19 protein-coding genes are annotated in these 20990 nt (G+C 65.5%); 11 read left to right on the top strand and 8 right to left on the bottom strand.

Annotated features, from left to right (window positions below; genetic code table 11):
* Positions 1–18: 18 nt before the first annotated feature.
* On the top strand, positions 19–996 hold the full coding sequence (locus tag ACN6KF_RS21615; protein WP_434958826.1) for a C45 family autoproteolytic acyltransferase/hydrolase: 978 nt from the start codon (positions 19–21) through the stop codon (positions 994–996).
* A gap of 13 nt (positions 997–1009) precedes the next feature.
* Here the strand turns inward: ACN6KF_RS21615 and ACN6KF_RS21610 are convergent, their stop codons facing one another.
* Positions 1010–1804, bottom strand: coding sequence for a restriction endonuclease (locus ACN6KF_RS21610; protein WP_434958825.1), 795 nt, complete (start codon positions 1802–1804; stop codon positions 1010–1012).
* Between the two features lie 95 nt (positions 1805–1899).
* Here ACN6KF_RS21610 and ACN6KF_RS21605 point away from each other — a divergent pair, with 95 nt between their 5' ends.
* Positions 1900–2121 carry a SlyX family protein gene (locus ACN6KF_RS21605; RefSeq protein ID WP_322434554.1) on the top strand — a complete coding sequence of 74 codons (222 nt, stop codon included), beginning with the start codon at positions 1900–1902 and terminating at the stop codon, positions 2119–2121.
* Positions 2122–2149: 28 nt separating this feature from the next.
* The gene (locus tag ACN6KF_RS21600) at positions 2150–2461 is read left to right on the top strand and encodes a hypothetical protein (protein ID WP_434958824.1); all 312 of its coding nucleotides are present in this window, start codon (positions 2150–2152) and stop codon (positions 2459–2461) included.
* A gap of 70 nt (positions 2462–2531) precedes the next feature.
* Here ACN6KF_RS21600 and ACN6KF_RS21595 read toward each other — a convergent pair whose 3' ends face one another.
* Entirely contained in the window at positions 2532–5837 is a 3306-nt protein-coding gene (locus ACN6KF_RS21595) for a GH36-type glycosyl hydrolase domain-containing protein (RefSeq protein WP_434958823.1), read from the bottom strand.
* Positions 5838–6245: 408 nt separating this feature from the next.
* On the opposite strand from ACN6KF_RS21595, the gene ACN6KF_RS21590 reads away from it, so the two are divergent.
* Positions 6246–7133 (top strand): bifunctional 5,10-methylenetetrahydrofolate dehydrogenase/5,10-methenyltetrahydrofolate cyclohydrolase, encoded by an 888-nt coding sequence (locus ACN6KF_RS21590; protein WP_434958822.1) that lies wholly within the window; start codon positions 6246–6248, stop codon positions 7131–7133.
* Between the two features lie 202 nt (positions 7134–7335).
* Here the strand turns inward: ACN6KF_RS21590 and scpA are convergent, their stop codons facing one another.
* From scpA to ACN6KF_RS21575, 3 genes are read right to left on the bottom strand one after another with little or no spacing between them, the layout of a single operon-like run.
* Positions 7336–9501 (bottom strand): methylmalonyl-CoA mutase, encoded by a 2166-nt coding sequence (scpA, locus tag ACN6KF_RS21585; RefSeq protein ID WP_434958821.1) that lies wholly within the window; start codon positions 9499–9501, stop codon positions 7336–7338.
* A gap of 8 nt (positions 9502–9509) precedes the next feature.
* Entirely contained in the window at positions 9510–11513 is a 2004-nt protein-coding gene (locus ACN6KF_RS21580; protein WP_434959734.1) for an acetyl-CoA carboxylase biotin carboxylase subunit, read from the bottom strand.
* A gap of 26 nt (positions 11514–11539) precedes the next feature.
* Positions 11540–13072 (bottom strand): acyl-CoA carboxylase subunit beta, encoded by a 1533-nt coding sequence (locus ACN6KF_RS21575; protein WP_434958820.1) that lies wholly within the window; start codon positions 13070–13072, stop codon positions 11540–11542.
* Positions 13073–13160: 88 nt separating this feature from the next.
* On the opposite strand from ACN6KF_RS21575, the gene ACN6KF_RS21570 reads away from it, so the two are divergent.
* From ACN6KF_RS21570 to ACN6KF_RS21545, 6 genes are all read left to right on the top strand, one after another.
* A complete protein-coding gene (locus ACN6KF_RS21570; RefSeq protein ID WP_434958819.1) occupies positions 13161–14612 on the top strand; it encodes a helix-turn-helix domain-containing protein in 1452 nt (483 codons plus the stop codon).
* A 13-nt stretch (positions 14613–14625) separates the two neighbouring features.
* Complete coding sequence (locus ACN6KF_RS21565) at positions 14626–15174, top strand: cytochrome b (protein ID WP_434958818.1); 549 nt, start codon at positions 14626–14628, stop codon at positions 15172–15174.
* Positions 15175–15264: 90 nt separating this feature from the next.
* Positions 15265–15555 carry a YciI family protein gene (locus ACN6KF_RS21560; RefSeq protein WP_434958817.1) on the top strand — a complete coding sequence of 97 codons (291 nt, stop codon included), beginning with the start codon at positions 15265–15267 and terminating at the stop codon, positions 15553–15555.
* A 21-nt stretch (positions 15556–15576) separates the two neighbouring features.
* A complete protein-coding gene (locus ACN6KF_RS21555) occupies positions 15577–15996 on the top strand; it encodes an EVE domain-containing protein (RefSeq protein WP_434958816.1) in 420 nt (139 codons plus the stop codon).
* A gap of 18 nt (positions 15997–16014) precedes the next feature.
* Complete coding sequence (locus tag ACN6KF_RS21550; protein WP_434958815.1) at positions 16015–16623, top strand: HAD family hydrolase; 609 nt, start codon at positions 16015–16017, stop codon at positions 16621–16623.
* 31 nt (positions 16624–16654) lie between these two features.
* Positions 16655–17095: an acetyltransferase gene (locus ACN6KF_RS21545; RefSeq protein WP_434958814.1), complete on the top strand. Its 441-nt coding sequence runs from the start codon at positions 16655–16657 to the stop codon at positions 17093–17095.
* Here ACN6KF_RS21545 and ACN6KF_RS21540 read toward each other — a convergent pair.
* Positions 17092–18003 carry a LysR family transcriptional regulator gene (locus ACN6KF_RS21540; protein WP_434958813.1) on the bottom strand — a complete coding sequence of 304 codons (912 nt, stop codon included), beginning with the start codon at positions 18001–18003 and terminating at the stop codon, positions 17092–17094. The genes ACN6KF_RS21545 and ACN6KF_RS21540 overlap by 4 nt on opposite strands.
* 101 nt (positions 18004–18104) lie before the next feature.
* On the opposite strand from ACN6KF_RS21540, the gene ACN6KF_RS21535 reads away from it, so the two are divergent.
* Complete coding sequence (locus tag ACN6KF_RS21535; protein ID WP_434958812.1) at positions 18105–19172, top strand: aldo/keto reductase; 1068 nt, start codon at positions 18105–18107, stop codon at positions 19170–19172.
* Positions 19173–19380: 208 nt separating this feature from the next.
* On the opposite strand, the gene ACN6KF_RS21530 is transcribed toward ACN6KF_RS21535, so the two are convergent.
* The gene (locus ACN6KF_RS21530; RefSeq protein ID WP_434958811.1) at positions 19381–20259 is read right to left on the bottom strand and encodes a sigma-70 family RNA polymerase sigma factor; all 879 of its coding nucleotides are present in this window, start codon (positions 20257–20259) and stop codon (positions 19381–19383) included.
* Entirely contained in the window at positions 20259–20711 is a 453-nt protein-coding gene (locus tag ACN6KF_RS21525; RefSeq protein WP_434958810.1) for a carboxymuconolactone decarboxylase family protein, read from the bottom strand. The genes ACN6KF_RS21530 and ACN6KF_RS21525 overlap by 1 nt, the downstream gene beginning before the upstream one ends.
* Positions 20712–20990: the final 279 nt, after the last annotated feature.

Genomic DNA, 20990 nt, shown 5'->3' with positions numbered 1-20990 from the left:
AGGCATGAGTGGAAAGAAATGAACGTAGGGTTCCGCAGCTTGCGGGAACAGGGGCCTGGCCCGGCTTGGAACGCGGTGTTCCAGGCCGGCTGGCCGGGCTGGCGACAATGGTTTCTGGAACGGGGCGGCGCGCAGGCGCCCAGCCTCACCGATGCGACGCGCGCCGTGCGGCGCTTCATGCCGGAGATGGAGGGGCTGTGGTCCGGGCTGGTGGCGGCGGTGTCGTCGGACGAGGATGTCGCCCGCTTCCTGAGTTTCTGGACCCCGCCGCGTTATCTCGTCCATTGCAGCCAGGCCGTATTGGTCGATGATCACGGTCCCATCCTGGTGCGCAATTACGATCTGGCACCGGAGCTGAACGAGGGCACGCTGCTCCGCTCGCGCTGGCGCAGCCGGGACGTCATCGGCATGGTGGACGGTCTATCCGGCCTCGCCGACGGCATGAACGATGCCGGCCTGGTCGTCTCGCTCACCTTCGGAGGCCGGGCCGTGGCCGGCAGGGGCTTTGGCGCGCCGATGATCGTGCGCTATCTCCTGGAGGTCTGCTCCGACACGCATCAGGCGGTGGAGGCGCTGCGCTCGGTTCCCTGCCACATGGCCTACAATGTCACGGTGCTCGATCGCCAGGGCCGTTGGGAGACGGTCTATCTCTCGCCCGACCGGCCGGCGATCGTCTCTGGCAAGGCCTTCACCACCAATCACCAGCTCGGCGTGGAATGGCCGAGGCATGGCCGCCTCTCGCGCACCCTGGAGCGGGCGGCAGCCCTCGAGCAGATCCTGGCGAACCCAGCGCTCGACGGTGAAGGATTGTCTGCGGCCTTCTTGACGCCGCCCTTGCTGACGACGAGTTACGCGCTGGGCTTCGGCACGGTCTACACGGCCTGCTATCGCCCGGCCGCTGGGGCCGTGACCTTGCTCTGGCCCGGTCAGGCCGCAAGGCACTGGACCTTCCAGGACTACGGCCAGATCGAGTTCGAGGTGTCCTATCCGGATTGACGGTAAAGAAGCCTCATCGCGCCGGCTGCAGCATGGCCTCGAGATCCGGCAATTCACTGTGATGGACGAGAAGCACGCCAAGCTTGCGTGCGAGTTGTTCGGCCGAGTTGGTGAAATCCCGGTTGGAGACCACCACGGCATAGTCGGCGTCGGTGAAGCCGGCGGCGGCATGGGCTTCCTGCACGGCCTTGTTGCCCACGGGGTTGCCGAAATAGAGCTTGCATTGCAGGGCGACGGTGGTGCCGTCGCGCTGCGCCAGGATATCGATGCCCTGATCGCCGGACTGCCCTGTCACTTCGGCCTCCCAGCCCGCCTTGCGCAGGAGATCGGCGCAAAGATGCTCGTAATCCTGTGGCGAGATCTCTTCCATGGCGTCGGGAATGCGGGCGTCGGGTTCCACCGCCGCCCATTTGCCCACCATGCGGGTGGCAAGGGCGTCGAAGCGGGCGATTTCCTTCTCGTCGAGAGAGAGCTTGGTGGAGGCGCGAAAGCGCACCAATTCATCCCGCCATTTGTCGAACTCCTCGGCGCCATAGGCATTGACGCGCACGAGCTGGCGATAACGCTTGGTCAGAGCCGGGCCGTGGCGGCGGATCAGGCGGCGCCATTCGGGGCTGTCGCCGCCGACGGGCAAAAAGCCGAACCATGTCAACAACCAGATCAGCACGAGGGCGGCAAGGGCCAGGCCGGCGGCCAGGCCCGTCAGGCGGTCGAGACGCGCCAGATTCATCGCGACGATGAAAACGATCGCGAATTTGGTCAGGCTGACCCATGCCGACGCGCGAAATATGCCGAATCCCCGAAACATGGGCTGGTTCTAGCGCAAATATCTTGCCAAGAGGTTGGATGAGGCCGGTACTGTCCGGCACGACGAAGCGAGAATTGACGAAAGCGGGAATTGCCATGACCGAGATCGAAACGCTCAGCGCCCGCGTCGACGCGCTGGAGACGCGCGTGGCCTTCCAGGACGAGACCATCGAGGATCTAAACCAGGCTGTTATCGCGCAATGGAAACAGATCGAGGCGCTGAACCGTCTGCTCACCCAGCTCTCGGACCGCGTCGAGATCAGCGAGCAACGCGCCGATCTCGCCGGTTTGCCCGAACCGCCGCCGCCGCATTATTGAACACAACGCATTCATGCCGGAACCCATCGTGACCGAACCTTCGCAACCCAACTCCCCGATATCGCTCGCTCAGGCTGCTCACCTTCTGGGCGTGGAAGCCAAGACTCTGGCCAATGTTGCACGCCAGCACGGCTTCTTCACGGCCATGGGCCGCGAGGTCTTCTTCACCGAGGCGCAGCTCAAACAGGTGAAGGCGCTGCTGTCGGACAAGGCGCGAGCCGAGAAGAGAGCGGCCTTGCGCAAGAAAAAGCCTGCCTCCACCTTCGGCATGCACGAGAGCACGGAGCTGCGCAAGCAGCGCCGCCGCACCAAGAAGCGCCAGGGCAAGAAGGAAGAGTAGGGGTTCTTCCGGGTGTACGGACGTCTCGTCCGCTCTTGGACACGTGGCGCGTGCACCCAGGAAGAACCTTCTACGCCAGGTTCGACCGGCTGCCCTCAAGTCCTGCCACCATCGGTGGGTTTTCTTCCCTCACCCCGAAATGCCGGCGCTTGCCGAGCACCTGCTCGACGATGGCGCGGGTGAATAGCCCGGGGCCGCTCGAATAGATGCGCCAGCCACCATCGACGTCGATCGTTCCTGTTCGCACGCGACCCCATTCGGCACTAGCGACGTAGCGATCGGGGAAGGCGGCGTCGGAAGAAGAGAAATAGGTGTTGCGCTGGCGCAGCGAGGCATTGGGCAAATGCTGCGTCACGGCGATCGGATTGATCAGGGCAAGGCCTTCCCAGGCCTTCTGCGCCTCGCCGAGCTTTGCCAAAGCCTCGCAATAACGCAGATGGGCATGCACATACATCAGGCCGATCTCTCGCCCGAAGAAGGACGACGATTCGGCGCGGCGGAACAGCTTTTCCGGGCCGCCATTGTAGACGACGGGCCGATCCATCAGATGGGCACCGTCCGGTAGTAACAGATGCTCCTCGATCAGCTTGAGGTGGTGGCGGGCTTGGGTCTGCGTGAACAGGCCGCCGATGATGGGCTGCGTCATCGAGATCAACGAATAGGACAGGCCCGTCCTGGTGTCGCTGGGATGCAGCAAGAGCTCGACGCCGCCCGATTTGGCGTCGACCGGCGCAATATCGGTCTCACCGGGCGCTGCTTCCGCCTCGCCGAAGATGGCGTGATCGAACAGGCCATAGCCGGCCACCACGCCGTCGCGGATCAGATGCTGGTTGAAATCGCCGCGCATCCGGGCGGCGAGATCGGAAAGTTCGGCACTGCGGGCCGTCTCGCCCCGACGCTTGAGGATGGAAGAATAGCGCACGACCTGTTCGTAGAGCAGCGCCACCGTCCAGCTCGACACCATCCAGTCGCGCAGATGCGGATCGGCGGGCTGGAGCGAATCGTTCCAGTCGCCTTCGCCATAGCGCACCAGATGCGTGCCGGGGATGAAGCTGGCCGTGACGGTTTCGAGGAGCTTGTCGACATGGCTCGAGAGCGTCGACCGTGTTGGGGTCGCCGCGTTCTTGTCGTCGCGCCAGGGCGTCTCGGCGTCGAGCACGGTGAGGTCGCCGGTGGCTTCCACATAATCGCACAACGCTTTCAGCGGCCAGACGATGACGTCACCATGGCTGTCGCCCGCCCTTATATAGGGGTAGGGATCGAGCATGAACCATTGCGGCCAGTCCCCCCGCGACTGCGACTGCTCGCCGAACAAAGTGAGGAGGATGTGGCGCACCTCGGCATCGTGCTCGAGGGCCAGCATCAGCTCGATCGGCCCCTGGCAGACGTCGCGGGTGCCCCAGGCGGCGCCGGTATATTGTTCCAGGCCATGCGGCACGGTGAGGTGCATCATGGCGTCATGGGCGAGCCAGGGCAGCATCAGATCCTGCGCCTCGACATCCGGGCCGGTGCCCTCCAGGCGCAGGTCGCGGGTGAGAAGGCTCCAGAACCGTCGTGCCGGGACGAGCAGGCTCTCGGCATCCGGACCGGCGGCAAAGCGGTCGGCCAACTTCTCGCCCTCGGCGGCCGATGTCATCGAGCCGGTGACGGCGAAGACGAGTTCGTTGGTGGCATGCGAGCGCAGGGCGACATAGGCGCCGTCGCGCGCCTTGCCGTCGACATAGAGGAGCTCGTCACCGCCCACGGTCTCGACGGCGGAAGGAGTCGAGGTGACCAGGTGATAGGCCGCTTCCTTGTAGGTCTGCCCCCACAGCCAGTCCGAGCCCGGCGTGAGGCTGATGCGCTTGGCGGCGGCATCGATGGTGATGGTGCCGGTCTGTTCATAATCGCGCTCGCCCATCACAACATGGCCGAACACCAGGAAACGGCAGGGAGCCCCCTCGACGGTGACGCGCCATTGCATGGCCGGCGCGTCGCCGGCGGCAACGGCATGCACGGTCACTGTGCGTCCGGGCAGGCGATAGATCCATCGGGCATCGCTGAGCCCGATGTCGAAGGCGCTCGGCACGCCCAGCAGCTTCCAGCCGTCGCCGGCGTCCACCAGGATGCGCAGGCCGCTGCCGCGCGTGATGTTGTAGGGATCGCGCGAGACCGAGAACAGCTTGTGAAAGGAGGTGTTGCCGATGGTGAGCTGCGCTCCGAACACGCCATGCATCCAGGCGGTGGAGCACAGGGTCGCATCATCGAGCCGCATGCTGGTGCCGCTGCGTAGCAGGGCGCCGTGGCGTCGTGGCACCTGTGCTTCCTTGGCTGCGAGCACGACATGCCGGTTCTGCCCGCCATCCGGCACGAAGAAGGATAGCAGGGCGCCGTTCTGCACTTCCTCCGCCAGGCGCTCGGGGTAGCGTGCCGCGAGGTCTCCGGCTTCAAGCGGGAGCACCGGCAGCGGGGCGGCATCCTGCACCAGGCTGCGTGCCGGATCGGTCGGAGACGGCGCGTCCGTGCCGGTTTCGCTGGCCCGGCCGGCAGCGGCGACGGCCGCCGGTAGATCGGCTGGACCGGAAGCGGCAGGGTGGTTTGGCGTAAACAATCCGAAGAAGGTAATGTCAGCTTTCGAGCCTTGCCCGATGCTGACGGGCCGGGATTGCAGGGCGATGCAGCCGACCTCGTGCTGGCGGCGCTGCGAGGGCAGGTCGGTGCCGAAAGCCGCGTCGAACACGCCGGTGATGCGATAATCCGGGCCGAGGACCTGGATCGCGTCGGTGGCAAAGGCCACCGCACCGCTGGTGCAGCCTTGCGCCAGCCAGGGGAACTTGCCGCCTTGTGACAGGTTCTGCCGGCTCATCAGCACCGGGCCGAGAGCCTCGTGCTTTTCGACATGGTGATCGAGATATTGCGAGACATAGGCTTCGCTGTTCATCAGGAAGCCGCGGCTGCCCAGGCCGACATCCTGGATAAGGACGAGATCGCAGGGCTGCGCTGCACCTGCGCCCGACAGCTCGATTTGCCAGAACCAGAGCGCCTCGCCGGGATGGAGGGCAAGCCTCACACGATAGGCGATGCTGCCGGCTTCGCCCTGCCAGACCGCGCTGGAACCACCAGCCGCGAATCGGCCCTTGGCACCGGGGCCAACCAGCTCCTGCACGATGGGGCTTGCGCCGCCGGCGCGCAGATAAAGCCGGCTGATGCCGCCATGGATAGGCGATCCCAGCACCTGGTTGAGCGTGACCCGGTCCTTGCCGTCGTCATGCTCGATGGCGAAGACCGTGCCGTTCTCCAGGAAGGAGACGCTGAGGCCGCCGGTGTTTCGGATGGTCCTGAGCTGGAGATCCTTTTCGCGCGGGATTGTAAATTGGCGCGTGCTGCCATCCGCCATGGCCTGTCTCCTCAAGCTGGCAGACCGATGCAGAGGCCTGCGAATCGCAGGGGCATTGGTCGACCTTGTCAGGACGCTACTCGGAAGGCAAAAGCGGGCCCTGTCAACGGTTCCAGGCGCGCGAGCGTCTACCTCTCCAGTAGATGTTGCGGTTCCAAGTTGCGGAAGAGATGTCCGCGCTCTCAGCCGCGCCGCTTCCAACGCGACATTGGTTGGGTTCGAGCATGAACCGCCACGGCTGAGAGCGCGGACGTCTCTTCCGCATCCTGCCTTTCCAAATCGCCCGTTCATCTGAGGGAAAAACAAGACAGAACAGGACGAGATGGGCTTGTTGCAGAAGGCGCCGCTGCGCTATAATTTATTCTGAAGAAAGAAATTCCACTGTCCGTAAACCATCGAAAGCTCGCCATGACCGAATTGATCGACGGCAACGTCCATGCGGCCAATGTCCGCGCCCGCACCAAGGTTCGCGCGGAGGCCTTTGCCGCCGCCCATGGCCGCAAGCCGCGCCTCGACGTGGTGATCGTCGGCAACAATCCGGCAAGCCGGGCCTATGTGAACACCAAGGCCAAGATGGCGCATGAGACGGCGATCGACGGCCGGCTGATCGAATTACCCGAAACCGTCTCCAAGGAAGAGCTGCTCGGCGTGATCGCGGGCCTCAATGCCGATGCGGGCGTCGACGGCATCCTGGTGCAGTTGCCGCTGCCCGACCATCTCGATGGCCAGATGATGATCGATGCCATCCATCCGGCCAAGGATGTCGACGGCTTCCACCCGATGAATGTCGGCAAGCTGTTCACCGCGTCCAAAATCGACCCGGAAGCGATGCTGATCCCCTGCACCCCGCTCGGTTCGCTGCTGATGCTGCTCGACACCGTGGGCAAGGAAGGGCTTTCCGGCAAGAAGGCGGTGGTCGTCGGCCGCTCCAACATCGTCGGCAAGCCGATGGCGCAGTTGTTGCTCGCCTATGACTGCACCGTCACCATCGCCCATTCGCGCACCAAGGACCTGCCCGCCGTCTGCCGTGAGGCGGACATCTTGGTCGCCGCCGTCGGCCGGCCCGAGATGGTCAAGGGCGACTGGATCAAGGATGGCGCCGTGGTCATCGATGTCGGCATCAACCGCGTGCCCACCGAGGATGGCAAGGGCCGCATCGTCGGCGACGTCGCCACCAAGGAAGCCATGGGCAAGGCTTCCTACATCACCCCGGTTCCCGGCGGCGTCGGCAAGATGACGGTGGCCTGCCTGCTGCACAACACCATCGTGGCCGCCGAAGCGCGGGTGAAGGGGTAGGCGCGACACCAGCCGCTCCTTCTCCCCGTTCTCACGGGGAGAAGGTAAGGATGAGGGGCAGCGCAGCGGTAACAAACAGAGCTTTGCACAGCCCCTCACCTCTATCCTCTCCCCACAAGCGGGGCGAGGGGACACAAGCGCCGTGTCATATTGGGAACCGCTGTCTCTCATCCAATCCTTCACTTGCTCTTGTGAGTGTCCTTCACCCCTGCCGCCGGGCCTCGTTGCTCAACCGCCCTTCCAGAAGATCGAGCACGGTGCGCGCCGCGTCGAGGACCGGTGTGCCCGGGCCGAACACGGCTGAAACCCCAGCCTCGCGCAGGAAGTCATAGTCCTGGCGCGGAATGACGCCGCCACAGACCACGGCGATATCGGCCCGGCCGCGCGCCTTCAGCTTTTCTATCAACTGGGGCAGCAGTGTCTTGTGCCCGGCTGCGAGCGAGGAGACGCCGACGACGTCAACCTTTTCGGCGAGGGCTAGGTCGACAGCCTCGTCCGGGGTCTGGAACAGCGGGCCGGCGACCACCTCGAAACCCATGTCGGTGAAGGCCGAGGCGACGACCCGGGCGCCGCGGTCATGGCCGTCCTGACCGAGCTTGGCCACGAGGATGCGCGGCTTGGCGCCGCGCTGCGCCGTGAAGGCGGCGATGCGGCCGGCGAGAATCTCCACTTCCGGCCCCTCGCCGAAAGCAGGGCGATAAATGTCCGCCACCACCTTGGGACGGGCGCTGTGGTCCCCGAATTCGACCCTGAGCGCGTCGGAGATCTCGCCCACCGTGGCGCGGTGGCGGGCGGCCTGGACGGCCGCCTCCAGGAGATTGCCTGTCCCGCTGCGCGCCACTTCGGTGAGCGCGGCAAGGGCCCTGGCCACCGCCTGCGGGTCGCGCCGGCGCCTGACATCCGCCAGGCGTCGGATCTGCGCCGCGCGCACGGCATGATTGTCGATGTCGAGGCTGTCGATCGCAGGCTCGTCCTCGAGCTGATAGCGGTTGACGCCAACAACCACCTCGTCGCCGCGGTCCACCGCCGCCTGCCGCTTCGTCGCGGCTTCCTCGATCAAACGCTTGGGCAGGCCGGCCGCCACCGCCGCCGTCATGCCGCCCATCGCTTCGACCTCCTCAATCAGCGCCCAGGCCTGGGTGGCAAGGTCATGGGTGAGGCTTTCGAGGTAATAGGAACCGGCCAGGGGATCGACCACCTTGGTCACGCCGGTCTCGTGCTGCAGGATCAACTGGGTATTGCGGGCGATACGGGCTGAGAATTCCGTCGGCAGCGCGATCGCCTCGTCGAAGGAGTTGGTGTGCAGCGATTGTGTGCCGCCGAGGGCCGCCGCCATCGCCTCATAGGCTGTGCGCACGATGTTGTTGTAGGGATCGCGCTCGGCCAGCGACACGCCGGAAGTCTGGCAATGAGTGCGCAGCATCAGCGATTGCGGATCCTTGGGGCCGAACTCGGTCATGATGCGCGACCACAGGAGGCGGGCTGCGCGCAGCTTGGCGACTTCCATGAAGAAGTTCATGCCGATAGCGAAGAAGAAGGAGAGCCGTCCGGCAAAGGCGTCGACGTCGAGCCCCTTGGCCAGCGCCGCCCGCACATAGTCGCGGCCATCCGCCAGCGTGAAGGCGAGTTCCTGCACCAAAGTCGCCCCCGCCTCCTGCATGTGATAGCCGGAGATCGAGATCGAGTTGAAGCGCGGCATCTCCCTGGCGGTGTAGGCGATGATGTCGGCGACGATGCGCATCGAGGCGGCTGGCGGGTAGATATAGGTGTTGCGGGTGATGAATTCCTTGAGGATGTCGTTCTGGATCGTGCCCGATAATTTCGCGCGCGATACGCCTTGTTCCTCGCCCGCCACGATGAAGAAGGCCAGCACCGGTAGCACTGCCCCGTTCATGGTCATGGAGACCGACATCTCTTCGAGCGGGATGGCGTCGAACAGGATCTTCATGTCCTCGACGCTGTCGATGGCGACGCCGGCCTTGCCGACATCGCCCTCCACGCGCGGATGGTCGGAATCGTAGCCGCGATGGGTGGCGAGATCGAAGGCGACGGAAAGGCCCTTTTGTCCGGCGGCGAGCGCCTTGCGGTAGAAGGCGTTGGAGGCTTCCGCCGTGGAGAAGCCGGCATATTGGCGGATGGTCCAGGGCCGGCCGGCATACATGGTGGCGCGCGGGCCGCGCAGAAAAGGCTGCTGGCCGGGCAGGGAACCGAGATGGGTGACGCCGGCGAGATCGGCCTCGGTATAAAGCGGCTTGACCGCGATGCCTTCCGGGGTCTGCCAGGTCAGGCTGTCCGGATCGGCCTTGACCTCCTTCCTGGCCAAAGCACGCCAGTTTTCGAGGGGCGTATCGGTGACAGGTACGGACATTACGGACCTCATTCGAATTCGAGGATGAGTTCGTCGACGGCGAGACTGGCGCCCTCGGCCACGGCGATGCGGCTGATCGTGCCAGCCTTTTCGGCGCGCAGCACATTCTCCATCTTCATCGCCTCGATGGTGGCGAGCGCCTGGCCGGCCTCCACCGCTTCGCCCTCGCTGACGGTAATGGCGGCGACCACGCCGGGCATCGGGCAGAGCAGGAGCTTGGAGGTATCGGGTGGAATTTTCTCGCGCATCAGGCGGGCGAGCGCGGCAACGCGGGGGCTGCGCACCTGCACCAGGACGTCGCGGCCATGCCAGCGCAGGCGCAGTCCGCCGGCGGTGACGCCAACCTTCACGGCCATGGCCTCGCCACCGACGCTGAAATGGCCGAGGGCCTGGCCGGGCGTCCAGCGGTTGGTGACGGCGAGCAGCGAGCCGTCGGCGAAGACGACATGATAGCCGCCGTCGACGGCATCGATGGTGAAGGGCAGGGCATGGCCTGCCAGGGTGGCGACGAAGTCGCGGCCGATGGCGCGGCGGTGATTGTCCATGGCGCCGGAGATGGCGCTGTCGCGGTGCTGGCGGATATGGCTGATCACCGCGGCCACGGCCGCCAGGCGCGGCAGGTCGGTGTCTCCAGGCTCCACACCGGTAAAGCCGCCCTGGTATTCCTCGGCGATGAAGGCCGTAGTCAGCTTTCCGGCGCGGAAACGCTCGTGATCAGCCAGAGCCGCTAGGAAGGGCAGATTGTGGCCGATGCCCTCCAGCTCGAACTGGTCGAGGGCGCGGGCGAGGGCGTCGATCGCCTCCAGGCGGGTCGGCGCATAGGTGCATAGCTTGGCGATCATCGGATCGTAATGGATCGAGATCTCGCCGCCTTCCTGCACGCCGGCATCCAACCGCACCAGGCCACCCTCGCCATCCGGCCCCTCGGCCGGCGGACGATAGCGGCTCAGCCGCCCGATCGAGGGCAGGAAGTTGCGGTAGGGATCCTCGGCATAGACGCGCGCTTCCATGGCCCAGCCGGTGAGGCGGACCTCGTCCTGGGTGAGGGGCAGGCGTTCGCCGGCGGCGACGCGGATCATCGCTTCCACCAGATCGAGGCCGGTGACCAGCTCCGTCACCGGATGCTCGACCTGCAGGCGGGTGTTCATCTCCAGGAAGTAGAAATTGCGGTCCTTGTCGACGATGAACTCCACAGTGCCGGCGGAATGGTAGCCGACGGCCCGGGAGAGGGACACGGCCTGCTCGCCCATGGCGCGCCTTGTCGCCTCGTCGAGGAAGGAGGAGGGCGCTTCCTCGATGACCTTCTGGTTGCGGCGCTGGATCGAGCATTCGCGCTCGCCCAGATAGATCAAATTGCCGTGCTGGTCGCCCAGCACCTGGATCTCGATATGGCGCGGCTCGGTGACGAATTTCTCGACGAAGATGCGATCGTCGCCGAAGGAGGACTTGGCCTCCGAGCGCGAGGCACGGAAGCCCTCGCGGGCCTCGGCGTCGTTCCAGGCGATGCGCATGCCCTTGCCGCCGCCGCCGGCGGAGGCCTTGATCATCACGGGATAGCCGATCTCGGCGGCGATACGGGCGGCTTCGCCCGCATCCTCGATCAGGCCCATATGGCCTGGTACCGTCGACACGCCGGCTTCGGCCGCCAGCTTCTTGGAGGTGATCTTGTCGCCCATCGCCTCGATCGCCCTGGGCGGCGGGCCGATGAAGGCGACGCCCGCCTCGGCGAGTGCCTTGGCGAAGGCGGCATTCTCCGACAGGAAGCCATAGCCTGGATGCACCGCATCGGCGCCCGCCTCGTGGACAGCGGCGAGGATGGCGTCGATCTTGAGATAGGACTGGGAAGAGGGCGGCGGGCCGATGCGCACGGCCTCGTCGGCCTCGCGCACATGCACCGCGTCGCGGTCGGCGTCGGAATAGACGGCGACGGTGGCGATGCCGAGCTTGCGGGCGGTGCGGATGACCCGGCAGGCGATCTCGCCGCGATTGGCGATGAGGATCTTCTTGAACAGGGTGGGCTTCGTCACGGTGTCGATCCTCACAGCGGCATGGTGTCGTGCTTGCGCCAGCGCGTCTCGGCCGCCTTGCGGCGCAGCGCCGCGAAGGCGCGGGCGATGCGCTTGCGCGAGGTGTGCGGCAGGATCACCTCGTCGATGAAGCCGCGTTCGGCCGCGATGAAAGGGTTGGCGAAGCGGGCCTCGTAATCCCGGGCACGCTCGGCGATCTTCTCGGCATCGCCGAGTTCGGCACGGTGCAGGATCTCGGCCGCGCCCTTGGCGCCCATCACCGCTATCTCGGCAGTCGGCCAGGCATAATTGACGTCGGCGCCGATATGCTTGGAGGCCATGACGTCATAGGCGCCGCCATAGGCTTTTCGGGTGATCAGCGTCACCATCGGCACGGTGGCCTGCGAATAGGCGAAGAGCAGCTTGGCGCCGTGCTTGATCACCCCGCCATATTCCTGCCCGGTGCCCGGCAGGAAGCCGGGTACGTCGACCAGGGTCAGGATGGGGATGGAGAAGGCGTCGCAGAAGCGCACGAAGCGTGCACCCTTGCGCGATGAATCGATGTCGAGGCAGCCGGCCAGCACCAGCGGCTGGTTGGCGACCACGCCGACGGTCTGACCCTCGATGCGGATGAAACCGGTGACGAGATTGCGGGCGAAGGCCTCGCCGATTTCGAAGAAGTCGCCCTCGTCGGCGACGGCCAGGATCAGTTCCTTCATGTCATAGGGCTTGGTGGAGCTGTCGGGCACCAGGGTGTCCAGACGCATCTCCAGCCGCGACGGATCGTCGTGGAAGGGCCGCACCGGCGGCTTGTCGCGATTGTTGAGCGGTAGAAAGTCGAACAGGCGCCGGATTTCTTCGAGCGCTTCGACATCGTTGTCGAAGGCACCATCCGCCACCGAGGATTTCTGGGTGTGGGTGCGGGCGCCGCCCAGTTCCTCGGCGCTGACGACCTCGTTGGTGACCGTCTTGACCACGTCGGGGCCGGTGACGAACATGTAGGAGGTGTCGCGCACCATGAAGATGAAGTCGGTCATCGCCGGCGAATAGACGGCGCCGCCGGCGCAGGGACCCATGATCACCGAGATCTGCGGCACCACGCCGGAGGCCTCGACATTGCGCTTGAAGACGTCGGCATAGCCGGCCAGCGAGGCGACGCCTTCCTGGATGCGGGCGCCGCCGGAATCGTTGAGGCCGATCACGGGCGCGCCGTTGCGCAGGGCCATGTCCATGATCTTGCAAATCTTCTGGGCATGGGTCTCGGACAGCGAGCCGCCGAGCACGGTGAAATCCTGGCTGAACACATAGACGAGGCGGCCGTTGATGGTGCCCCAGCCGGTGACCACGCCATCGCCCGCGACCTTCTGGGCCGCCATGCCGAAATCCACGGCGCGGTGGGTGACATACATGTCGAACTCCTCGAAGGAGCCCTCGTCGAGCAGGACTTCCAGGCGTTCCCTGGCCGTCAACTTGCCCTTGGCGTGCTGCGCCTCGATGCGTCTGATGCCGCCGCCGAGTCTCGCCTCCTCGCGGCGGCTTTCCAACTGTTCGAGGACGGCGCGCATCGGGCTTGCTCCACACGGACTGACATCCCGCCCTGTTAGCTTTTCTCCGCTCTTTGTTCTTGCTTGAAAGAGTGCGAATGCATGATTTATGCTAATTGGAGTTGCAAATTGCAAAATTGCGAACAAGGGTTTCCACTTGGCCGGCAAGCTCTTCATCGGCGCCCGCCTCAGGGCCATCCGCGAGGCCGCCCACGCGACGCAGGCGGCGTTTGCCCAGCGGCTCGGTATCTCAACCTCCTATCTCAACCAGATGGAGAACAATCAGCGCCCGCTCTCGGCCGCGGTGCTGTTGGCGCTGGCCGAGCGTTTCGACGTCGACATCGCCACCATTGCCCAGAGTGACGGTGACCGCCTGCTCTCGGCCCTGAACGAGGCCCTGGCCGATCCGCTCTTCGATGCCCTGGCGCCGAGCCTGCAGGAACTGAAGCTGGTCACGCAGAATGCGCCGGGCTTCGCCCATGCCCTGATCACCGCGCACCAGGCCTACAGGCGCAATTCCGAGCAATTGGCGAGCTTGGACGGGCGGCTGGCGGGAGGCCTGTCGGAGCCGACGCCCTATGAGGAAGTGCGGGATTTCTTCCACTTCCTCGACAATTACGTGCATGAACTCGACACCGCCGCCGAAGCCCTGGCCGAGCGCCTGGGCCTGCCCCGCCGCGAGCCCGGTGCTGCCCTGACCGCTTATCTTGAAAGCCGCCACCGGGTCAGGGTGATGCAGGCGCCGGCCGAGGAGGGCATCATCCGCGGTTTCGACAAGGAGGCGCGGGTGCTGCGCCTGCACCCCTATTCCCCTGCCGCCACCCGGCATTTCCAGCTCGCTTTCCAGATTGCCGCGCTGGAGGCGGAAACCGAGATCGCCGCCATCCTGGCCGGGGCCGACTGGCGCAGCACCGAGGCGGTGGAGATCGCCCGCATCGGCCTCACCAATTATATCGCCGGCGCGCTGACCCTGCCCTACCGGGCTTTCCTCGCCGCGGCGCGGGAGCTGCGCCACGACCTCGAACTGCTCGCGGCGCGTTTCGGCGCCAGTCTCGAACAGGTAGCCCATCGTCTCTCCACTCTGCAGCGGCCGGGCTCCAAGGGCGTGCCGGTGTTCTTCGCGCGCATCGACCGGGCCGGCAACATCACCAAACGCCATAGCGCGGCCAAGCTGCAATTCGCCCGCTTCGGTTCCGCCTGCCCGCTCTGGAACGTGCACCAGGCCTTCGAGGCGCCGGGCCGCATCATCCGCCAGCTCGCCGAAACGCCGGACGGCGAGCGCTATCTCAGCGTCGCCACCGAGATCGCCAAGGGCGGTGGCGGCTTCAACGCAGCCCAGCGGCGCTACGCCATCACGCTGGGCTGCGAGATCGCCTACGCCAGGGATTTCGTCTATGCCGACGGCCTTGATCTTTCCAACCGCGCGGGTTTCGATCCGATCGGCATTTCCTGCCGCATCTGCGAGCGCCAGCACTGCCATCAGCGCGCCGTGCCGCCCCTGAAGGCGCATCTGTCGGTGAACCACGACCGGCGCGAAATCGTGCCCTATCGTATCGTCTAGGCTGGAGGCGGCGATGGGGTGGAGCCTGAGGGCCCGGCTGTTCCACTGGATCACGGCGATCGCGATCACCGCGCAATGGATCATCGGCCTCTTCCTCCTCGGCGGCATGGCGATGGCGGGCAATGTCTGGCTGATCACCCATCTGTCACTGGGCCTGGTCATCCTGGCGTTGACCTCGCTCCGCCTCGGTTCCCGGATATTCGACCGCGCACCACGGCGCGTCCGTTCCCCGTTTGCTGCGATCGTTGCAGCTCTCGCTCACAGCGCTCTCTACGCCTTGCTCCTGCTCGTGCCGCTTACGGGCTGGCTCGGCTATCGCCCGGGGCCGTTCATGCCGCCGCCGCTCGCCTTCGGCCTGCTGCCCATGCCTGTATTGACGGGGCTGGAGGGCTTGTCGCCGCGCACGATGCTGAGCCTGCATGCCATGCTGACCTGGGCGCTCGTCGCCCTCGTCGTCGTCCATGTGCTGGCGGCCTTGTTCCACGCGGTCGTGCTGCGTGACGGAGTCCTTGGCGGCATGCTGCATGGACGCGGTCGTGGCGATGCCGATCGGGAAGCGTAGGCGCCAGCCGGAATCGGGCCTGGCTTGCCTCTCGACATCGTCTCGCGAAATCGCTACGCGAGGACAACCGACATCAGGAAAGGCGCCGCCATGCTATTCGTCATCCAATGCGAAGACATTCCCAATGGTCTCGAACTCAGGCAGGCGACCCGCCCGGCTCACCTCGATTATCTGAAGACGCAGGACGCCCACATTCTCGGCGCCGGCCCGTTCCTGGACGAAGCGGACAAGATGGTGGGTTCGCTCCTGATCGTGGACTTCCCCACCGAGGCCGAGGCCCGGACCTTCGCCGCGAACGATCCCTATACCAGGGCCGGCCTGTTCGCCTCCACGAGCATCCGCCGCTGGCGCTGGGGCATCAAGCCCCCGGCTGGCCTCTGATCCGGCAAGGAGGCGGTTGTCATGGCCCAATGGCTGATCAAGTCTGAACCCGAAGTGTGGAGCTGGGACCAGCAGGTCGCCGCCGGTGCCAAGGGCACGCCCTGGGACGGCGTGCGCAATCATGCCGCCAAGCTCAATTTGATGGCGATGAAGAAGGGCGACAAGGCCTTCTTCTACCATTCCAACGAGGGCAAGGCCGTCGTCGGCGTCGCTGAGGTGGCGCGCGAGCATTATCCGGACCCGGCCACACCAGGCCAACCCTGGGTGCTGGTGGACTTCAAGGCGGTAGCCCCCTTCCCCAAGCCGGTGACTTTGGCCGGTGTCAAGGCCGAGCCGAGGCTGGCCAATATGGCGCTGGTGAAGCTGTCGCGCCTGTCCGTGCAGCCCGTGACGGACGAGGAATGGCAGATCGTCTGTGCGATGGGTGGGTACAAGGTCTGAGCCCAGCTGAACCGTCCAATGGACCAGCCGCGCACCATCAAGGCCGTTGCTTTCGACGCGTTCGGCACGCTCGTCGAGGTCACCGACGAGCGCCGGCCCTATGTTCGTATTGCGCGAGCCTCGACAGTTGGCGTTCTGGCCGCGTCAATCACGCGGCCGCTCGACCTCGGCGCTTTCGCCGATATGTGCGGCGTGCGGCCAAACCCCGAATGGAATGTTGATCTAGAGGCGGAGCTGGTATCCATCCGCGCCTTTGCGGAAAGCCGTGCGGTTCTTGTTGCGCTACGTCGGGCGGGCTATCGCATTGCCCTCGCCTCTAATCTTGCGCTGCCCTACGCGGCTCCGCTGGAGGCTTTGTTTGCTGATCTGTTGGATTGTGCCTGCCTCTCCTTCGAGGTCGGAGCGGCAAAGCCTGCTCCCGCATTTTATCGATCCCTCTGCCTCCAGCTTGGCTGTACACCAGCAGAAATCCTGATGGTTGGCGATAGCTGGCGAAGCGATTATGAGGGCGCGACGAGATCGGGCCTGCAGGCTCTTCATCTCGATCGCCGCAGCGTCGCGCAGGCTGGGCGGGGAGCTGTCACCATCACGGATCTCCGCCAGTTGCTCGCCATTTTGCCGGTGTGAACGTTATTCTATCTATTTGGACACCGGATTTATGATTACCCTTCGCTCCTCCCGCCCGGCGGATGTGCCCTCCCTGCTCGAGATCTGGCGCGGCTCCGTCAGGGCGACCCATGATTTCCTGCTCCCCGGTGATTTCGAGGCGATCGAGAAGCTGGTCGCCAACGACTATCTGCCGTCAGCGCCCCTGCATGTCGCCGCTGACGGCGACGGCCGGCCATTGGCCTTCATGGGCTTGTCGGTGCGCCATATCGATTCGCTGTTCATCGATCCCGAAAGGCGCGGCCAGGGCATCGGCACGCTGCTGGTCCGCCATGCCCGAGAACAGGGCGAGGGACCGTTGACCGTCGACGTCAACGAGCAGAACACGCAGGCTGTCGGCTTCTACCGCCACCTCGGCTTCGTCGAGACAGGTCGCTCCGCGCTCGATGGTGACGGACGCCCCTATCCGCTGATGCATATGCGCTTGGGTTAGTTTTTCGGAGCCTTGCCCTGATTCGCCGCAACGAAGTCGAGGAAGGCCCGCAGCGGCTGGGCCATCTGGCGGCGGCTGGGATAATAGAGGTGGAAGCCCGGAAAGGGCGGCGACCAGTCCGCCAGAAGGTGGACGAGCTGGCCTGATGCGAGCCCGGGGCGGACCTGATGCTCGAACAGATAGGCGATGCCGACGCCGGCGAGCGCCGCCAGGCAGGCGACCTCCGGTTCGTTGACGATGAGCGGACCTTCCACGGCAGCTTCCAGCGGCCGGCCCTCGCGCTCGAATTCCCAGTGATAGAGGCTGAGATCGGTCGGCCAGCGGAAATTGATGCAGCGATGGCGGGCGAGGTCATGCGGCGTCACGGGCGTGCCGTAACGGGTGAGATAGGTCGGGGCGGCGACGGCCATCAGCCTGAGTTCGCCGCCGAGCCGCACGGCGATCATGTCCCTCTCCACCATCTCGCCGAGCCGCACCCCGGCATCAAAGCGGTTGGCCACGATGTCGATCAGCCTGTCCTCGCTGACGAGGTCCACCGTGATGTCGGGATAGGCTGCGAGGAAGGGGCCGATCAGCGGCCCGATGACATGGATGGCGGCGATACGGGTGGCGTTGATGCGCAGCAGGCCGGCAGGACTGTCGCGCAGGCTCCGTACATCCGCGACGGCGGCGTCGAGATCGGACAGCGCCGGGCGCAGCCGGGCGAGGAAGCGCTCGCCAGCCTGGCTCGGTGCCACGCTGCGGGTGGTACGGTTGAGCAGGCGAACGCCGAGCCTCTCCTCCAGCGAGCGGATGGTCTGGCTCAGGGCCGAAGGCGACAGGCCGAGATGGGCGGCGGCCCGCGCGAAGCTGCCATGTTCGACCACGGCGACGAAAGCCCGCAATTCTACATGCTCGCTGCCGCGCATTCTATATGCTTTCCTTCATAAGCCATGCGCATTCTATAGCATTAACGAAGCAGTCTCCAGGGACCATCTTCCCGGCAGCATCGCAACGGAGGATGACCGCCATGACACTCGCTTTGGATGACTACCGCCTTCTCGGCCGCTCGGGCCTCAGGGTATCCCCACTGTCGCTGGGGACGATGACCTTCGGCACGGATTGGGGCTGGGGCGCCGACGAAGCCGAGGCCCGCCGTATCTTCGACGCCTATGTCGACCGCGGCGGCAATTTCATCGACACCGCCAACCAATATACCAACGGCACGTCCGAGCGCTTCGTCGGCGCTTTCGCCGCCGACCGCCGCGACCGGCTGGTGATCGCCACCAAATACACGCTGCCCTCCCGCCCCGGCGATCCCAATTCCGGCGGCAATCACCGCAGGAGCATGGTGCGTTCGGTCGAGGACAGTCTGAAGCGGCTCGGCACCGACTATATCGACCTGCTCTATCTGCACGCCTGGGACTTCACCACGCCGGTGGAGGAAGTGCTGCGCGGCCTCGACGACCTCGTGCGCTCGGGCAAGATCGTCTATGCCGGCATCTCGGATGCCCCGGCCTGGCAGATCGCCCGCATGCAGACCATCGCCGATCTCCGCGGCTGGGCGCCGCTGATCGCCCTGCAGGTCGAATACAATTTGATCGAGCGCACCATCGAGCGCGAGCTGGTGCCGATGGCCCGCGAATTGGGTCTCGGCGTCATTCCCTGGTCGCCGCTGGCCAGCGGCGTGCTCGCCGGCAAATATAGCCGGGCGGATCTCGACGACAGCGGCGGTTCGGCCGAAGCTTCGGGCACCCGCCGCAATGTCGCGCTGGGCAATGGGGCGCTTACCGAACGCGGCCTCGACATTGCGGAAGTGGTCAAGGCGGTCGCGGGCGAGACCGGGCATACGCCCTCGCAGGTGGCGCTGGCCTGGACACTCACCAATCCGGCGGTCGCCTCGCCGCTCATTGGCGCCCGCACGCTGGCCCAGCTCGAGGACAATCTCGGCGCGCTCGAGGTGACGTTCTCGGACGAGCAGCGCGACCGGCTCGAGGCGGCCAGTGCCATCGAACTCGGCTTCCCGCATGACTTCCTCGATCGTCCGCTGACACGAAACGTGATGTTCGGCGGGCTGAAGATCCCGACGCGGGGGTAGGGGTGTAGATTTCCTACAGTCGTGCCGCCCCTCACCCTTACCCTCTCCCCGTAAGGACGGGGCAAGGGGTGTCAGACGTTGCGCCTCGATGCGAGACAGGGCGCCTGCTGGATAGGGCGGGACATGGAAGTCTCCCTCGCCCCGTTTACGGGGAGGGTAAGGGTGAGGGGCAGCGCTACCTCAAACCAAGCTTGCTGCCATCTCCCCCTCAATGCAGGGTTGCCTCCTCGATATGCTTGAGCTTGTCGGGATTGCGGGTGACGTAGATGCCGACGATCCGGCCATCGTGTATGTCGAGGGCCGTGGTCTGCAGCGTTTCGTCGCGTTCGATGGTGATGAAGCCAGGCAGGCCATTGATATAGGTGAAGCGGACCAGCCGCGACATGGTCTCGGCGAAGTAATGCGCCAGGCCCGCCTGCAGCTTCATCACGTCCTCGAGGCCGAAGATCGGCTTCATCGCGGCCGGCTTCTTGCCGCCACCGTCGGAATGTACGGCGACATCGGCGGCCAGCAGGGCCTGCAGCGCCGTCATGTCGCCGCTGCGCGAGGCCGCGAAGAAGGCGTGGGCGATCTCCAGTCCACGCTCCTTCGGCATGTCGAAACGCGGCCTGGAGGCGCGGACATGGGTGCGGGCCCGGCTGGCGAGCTGGCGGCAGGCGGCGGGATCGCGCCCGATGGTCTCAGCGATCTCGTCGAAGGAAACGCCGAAGACGTCGTGGAGCAGGAAGGCGGCACGCTCCAGCGGCGAAAGCCGCTCGAGCGCCAGCATCAGCGGCAAGGTGACGTCCTCGACCTCGTCCTCGCCCTCCTCGATCATCGGCTCGGGCAGCCAGGGGCCGATATAGGTCTCGCGCTGGCGTCGGGCCGATTTGAGCACGTCGAGGCAGAGCCGGGTGACGGCGCGGGTGAGGAAGGCCATCGGCTCGCGCACCTCACGGCGATCCGCGTCGAGCCAGCGCAGGAAGGCATCCTGCACCACGTCCTCGGCGTCGGCGACCGATCCCAGCATGCGATAGGCGATGCGGATCAGGCGCGGCCGCAAGGGATCGAAGCTTGCAGCCGCATCGCTCTGGAGGGCGCCCGGCATCAGGCCGCCGCTTTCGCGCGCACCGGATGCACGGCATTGAAGCCGACATTGACCCGGTTCCAGCCATTGATGGCGACGATCAGCAAAGTGAGTTTCACCTGTTCCTCCTCGGTGAACTGCGCCTTCACCGCTTCGTAGACGTCGTCGGGCGCGCGCTTGTCGGCGACCAAGGTGAGGGCTTCCGTCCAGGCCAAGGCCGCGCGTTCGCGTTCGCTATAGAGCGGCGATTCGCGCCAGGCGTCGAGCAGATAGAGCCGCTCCTCGCTCTCGCCAAGCTTGCGGGCGTCGAGGGCGTGCATATGCAGGCAGAAGCCGCAGCCATTGATCTGGGAGGCGCGCATCTTCACCAGTTCCATCAGGCTGGTCTCGAGGCCGTCGATCCCGGTCGAGAAATCGAGCCACTGCTTCATGATGGCGGGCGAGGCGGCGAAGGGGTTCAGTCTGGCTTTCATGATCATGTCCTCTTGATCGGTTTGCGCAGACATGACGAGCCAGCCTCCGCCGCTGTGACATGGCGGCGAAATTTTTTCGAAGTGACGAAGGCAACTGCACGATGGTTGGGGGAAGGCGCAACGCCAGCCACTCCTTCGCCCCGTTCTTACGGGGAGAAGGCAGGGATGAGGAGCTGCGCGAGGGATACCAAATGGAGCGTAGCGAAGCCCCTCACCTGTATCCCAGCCCACTCCAAGTGGAGTGGCCGATACCCGTAAGGACGGGGCGAGGGGGCACGA

Source organism: Labrys methylaminiphilus subsp. lupini (assembly GCF_051161885.1).
Lineage (GTDB): Bacteria > Pseudomonadota > Alphaproteobacteria > Rhizobiales > Labraceae > Labrys.
The sequence above is the reverse complement of the archived record's forward strand: the minus strand, read 5'-3'. Positions and strand labels throughout refer to the sequence as shown.

Excerpts from the sequence above, each read along its gene's own strand:
- ACN6KF_RS21615 (WP_434958826.1), top strand. The coding sequence starts at position 19 with ATGAACGTAGGGTTCCGCAGCTTGCGGGAACAGGGGCCTGGCCCGGCT.
- ACN6KF_RS21610 (WP_434958825.1), bottom strand. The coding sequence starts at position 1,804 with ATGTTTCGGGGATTCGGCATATTTCGCGCGTCGGCATGGGTCAGCCTG.
- ACN6KF_RS21605 (WP_322434554.1), top strand. The coding sequence starts at position 1,900 with ATGACCGAGATCGAAACGCTCAGCGCCCGCGTCGACGCGCTGGAGACG.
- ACN6KF_RS21595 (WP_434958823.1), bottom strand. The coding sequence starts at position 5,837 with ATGGCGGATGGCAGCACGCGCCAATTTACAATCCCGCGCGAAAAGGAT.
- ACN6KF_RS21590 (WP_434958822.1), top strand. The coding sequence starts at position 6,246 with ATGACCGAATTGATCGACGGCAACGTCCATGCGGCCAATGTCCGCGCC.
- scpA (WP_434958821.1), bottom strand. The coding sequence starts at position 9,501 with ATGTCCGTACCTGTCACCGATACGCCCCTCGAAAACTGGCGTGCTTTG.
- ACN6KF_RS21575 (WP_434958820.1), bottom strand. The coding sequence starts at position 13,072 with ATGCGCGCCGTCCTCGAACAGTTGGAAAGCCGCCGCGAGGAGGCGAGA.
- ACN6KF_RS21570 (WP_434958819.1), top strand. The coding sequence starts at position 13,161 with ATGCTAATTGGAGTTGCAAATTGCAAAATTGCGAACAAGGGTTTCCAC.
- ACN6KF_RS21565 (WP_434958818.1), top strand. The coding sequence starts at position 14,626 with ATGGGGTGGAGCCTGAGGGCCCGGCTGTTCCACTGGATCACGGCGATC.
- ACN6KF_RS21560 (WP_434958817.1), top strand. The coding sequence starts at position 15,265 with ATGCTATTCGTCATCCAATGCGAAGACATTCCCAATGGTCTCGAACTC.
- ACN6KF_RS21555 (WP_434958816.1), top strand. The coding sequence starts at position 15,577 with ATGGCCCAATGGCTGATCAAGTCTGAACCCGAAGTGTGGAGCTGGGAC.
- ACN6KF_RS21550 (WP_434958815.1), top strand. The coding sequence starts at position 16,015 with ATGGACCAGCCGCGCACCATCAAGGCCGTTGCTTTCGACGCGTTCGGC.
- ACN6KF_RS21545 (WP_434958814.1), top strand. The coding sequence starts at position 16,655 with ATGATTACCCTTCGCTCCTCCCGCCCGGCGGATGTGCCCTCCCTGCTC.
- ACN6KF_RS21540 (WP_434958813.1), bottom strand. The coding sequence starts at position 18,003 with ATGCGCGGCAGCGAGCATGTAGAATTGCGGGCTTTCGTCGCCGTGGTC.
- ACN6KF_RS21535 (WP_434958812.1), top strand. The coding sequence starts at position 18,105 with ATGACACTCGCTTTGGATGACTACCGCCTTCTCGGCCGCTCGGGCCTC.
- ACN6KF_RS21530 (WP_434958811.1), bottom strand. The coding sequence starts at position 20,259 with ATGCCGGGCGCCCTCCAGAGCGATGCGGCTGCAAGCTTCGATCCCTTG.
- ACN6KF_RS21525 (WP_434958810.1), bottom strand. The coding sequence starts at position 20,711 with ATGAAAGCCAGACTGAACCCCTTCGCCGCCTCGCCCGCCATCATGAAG.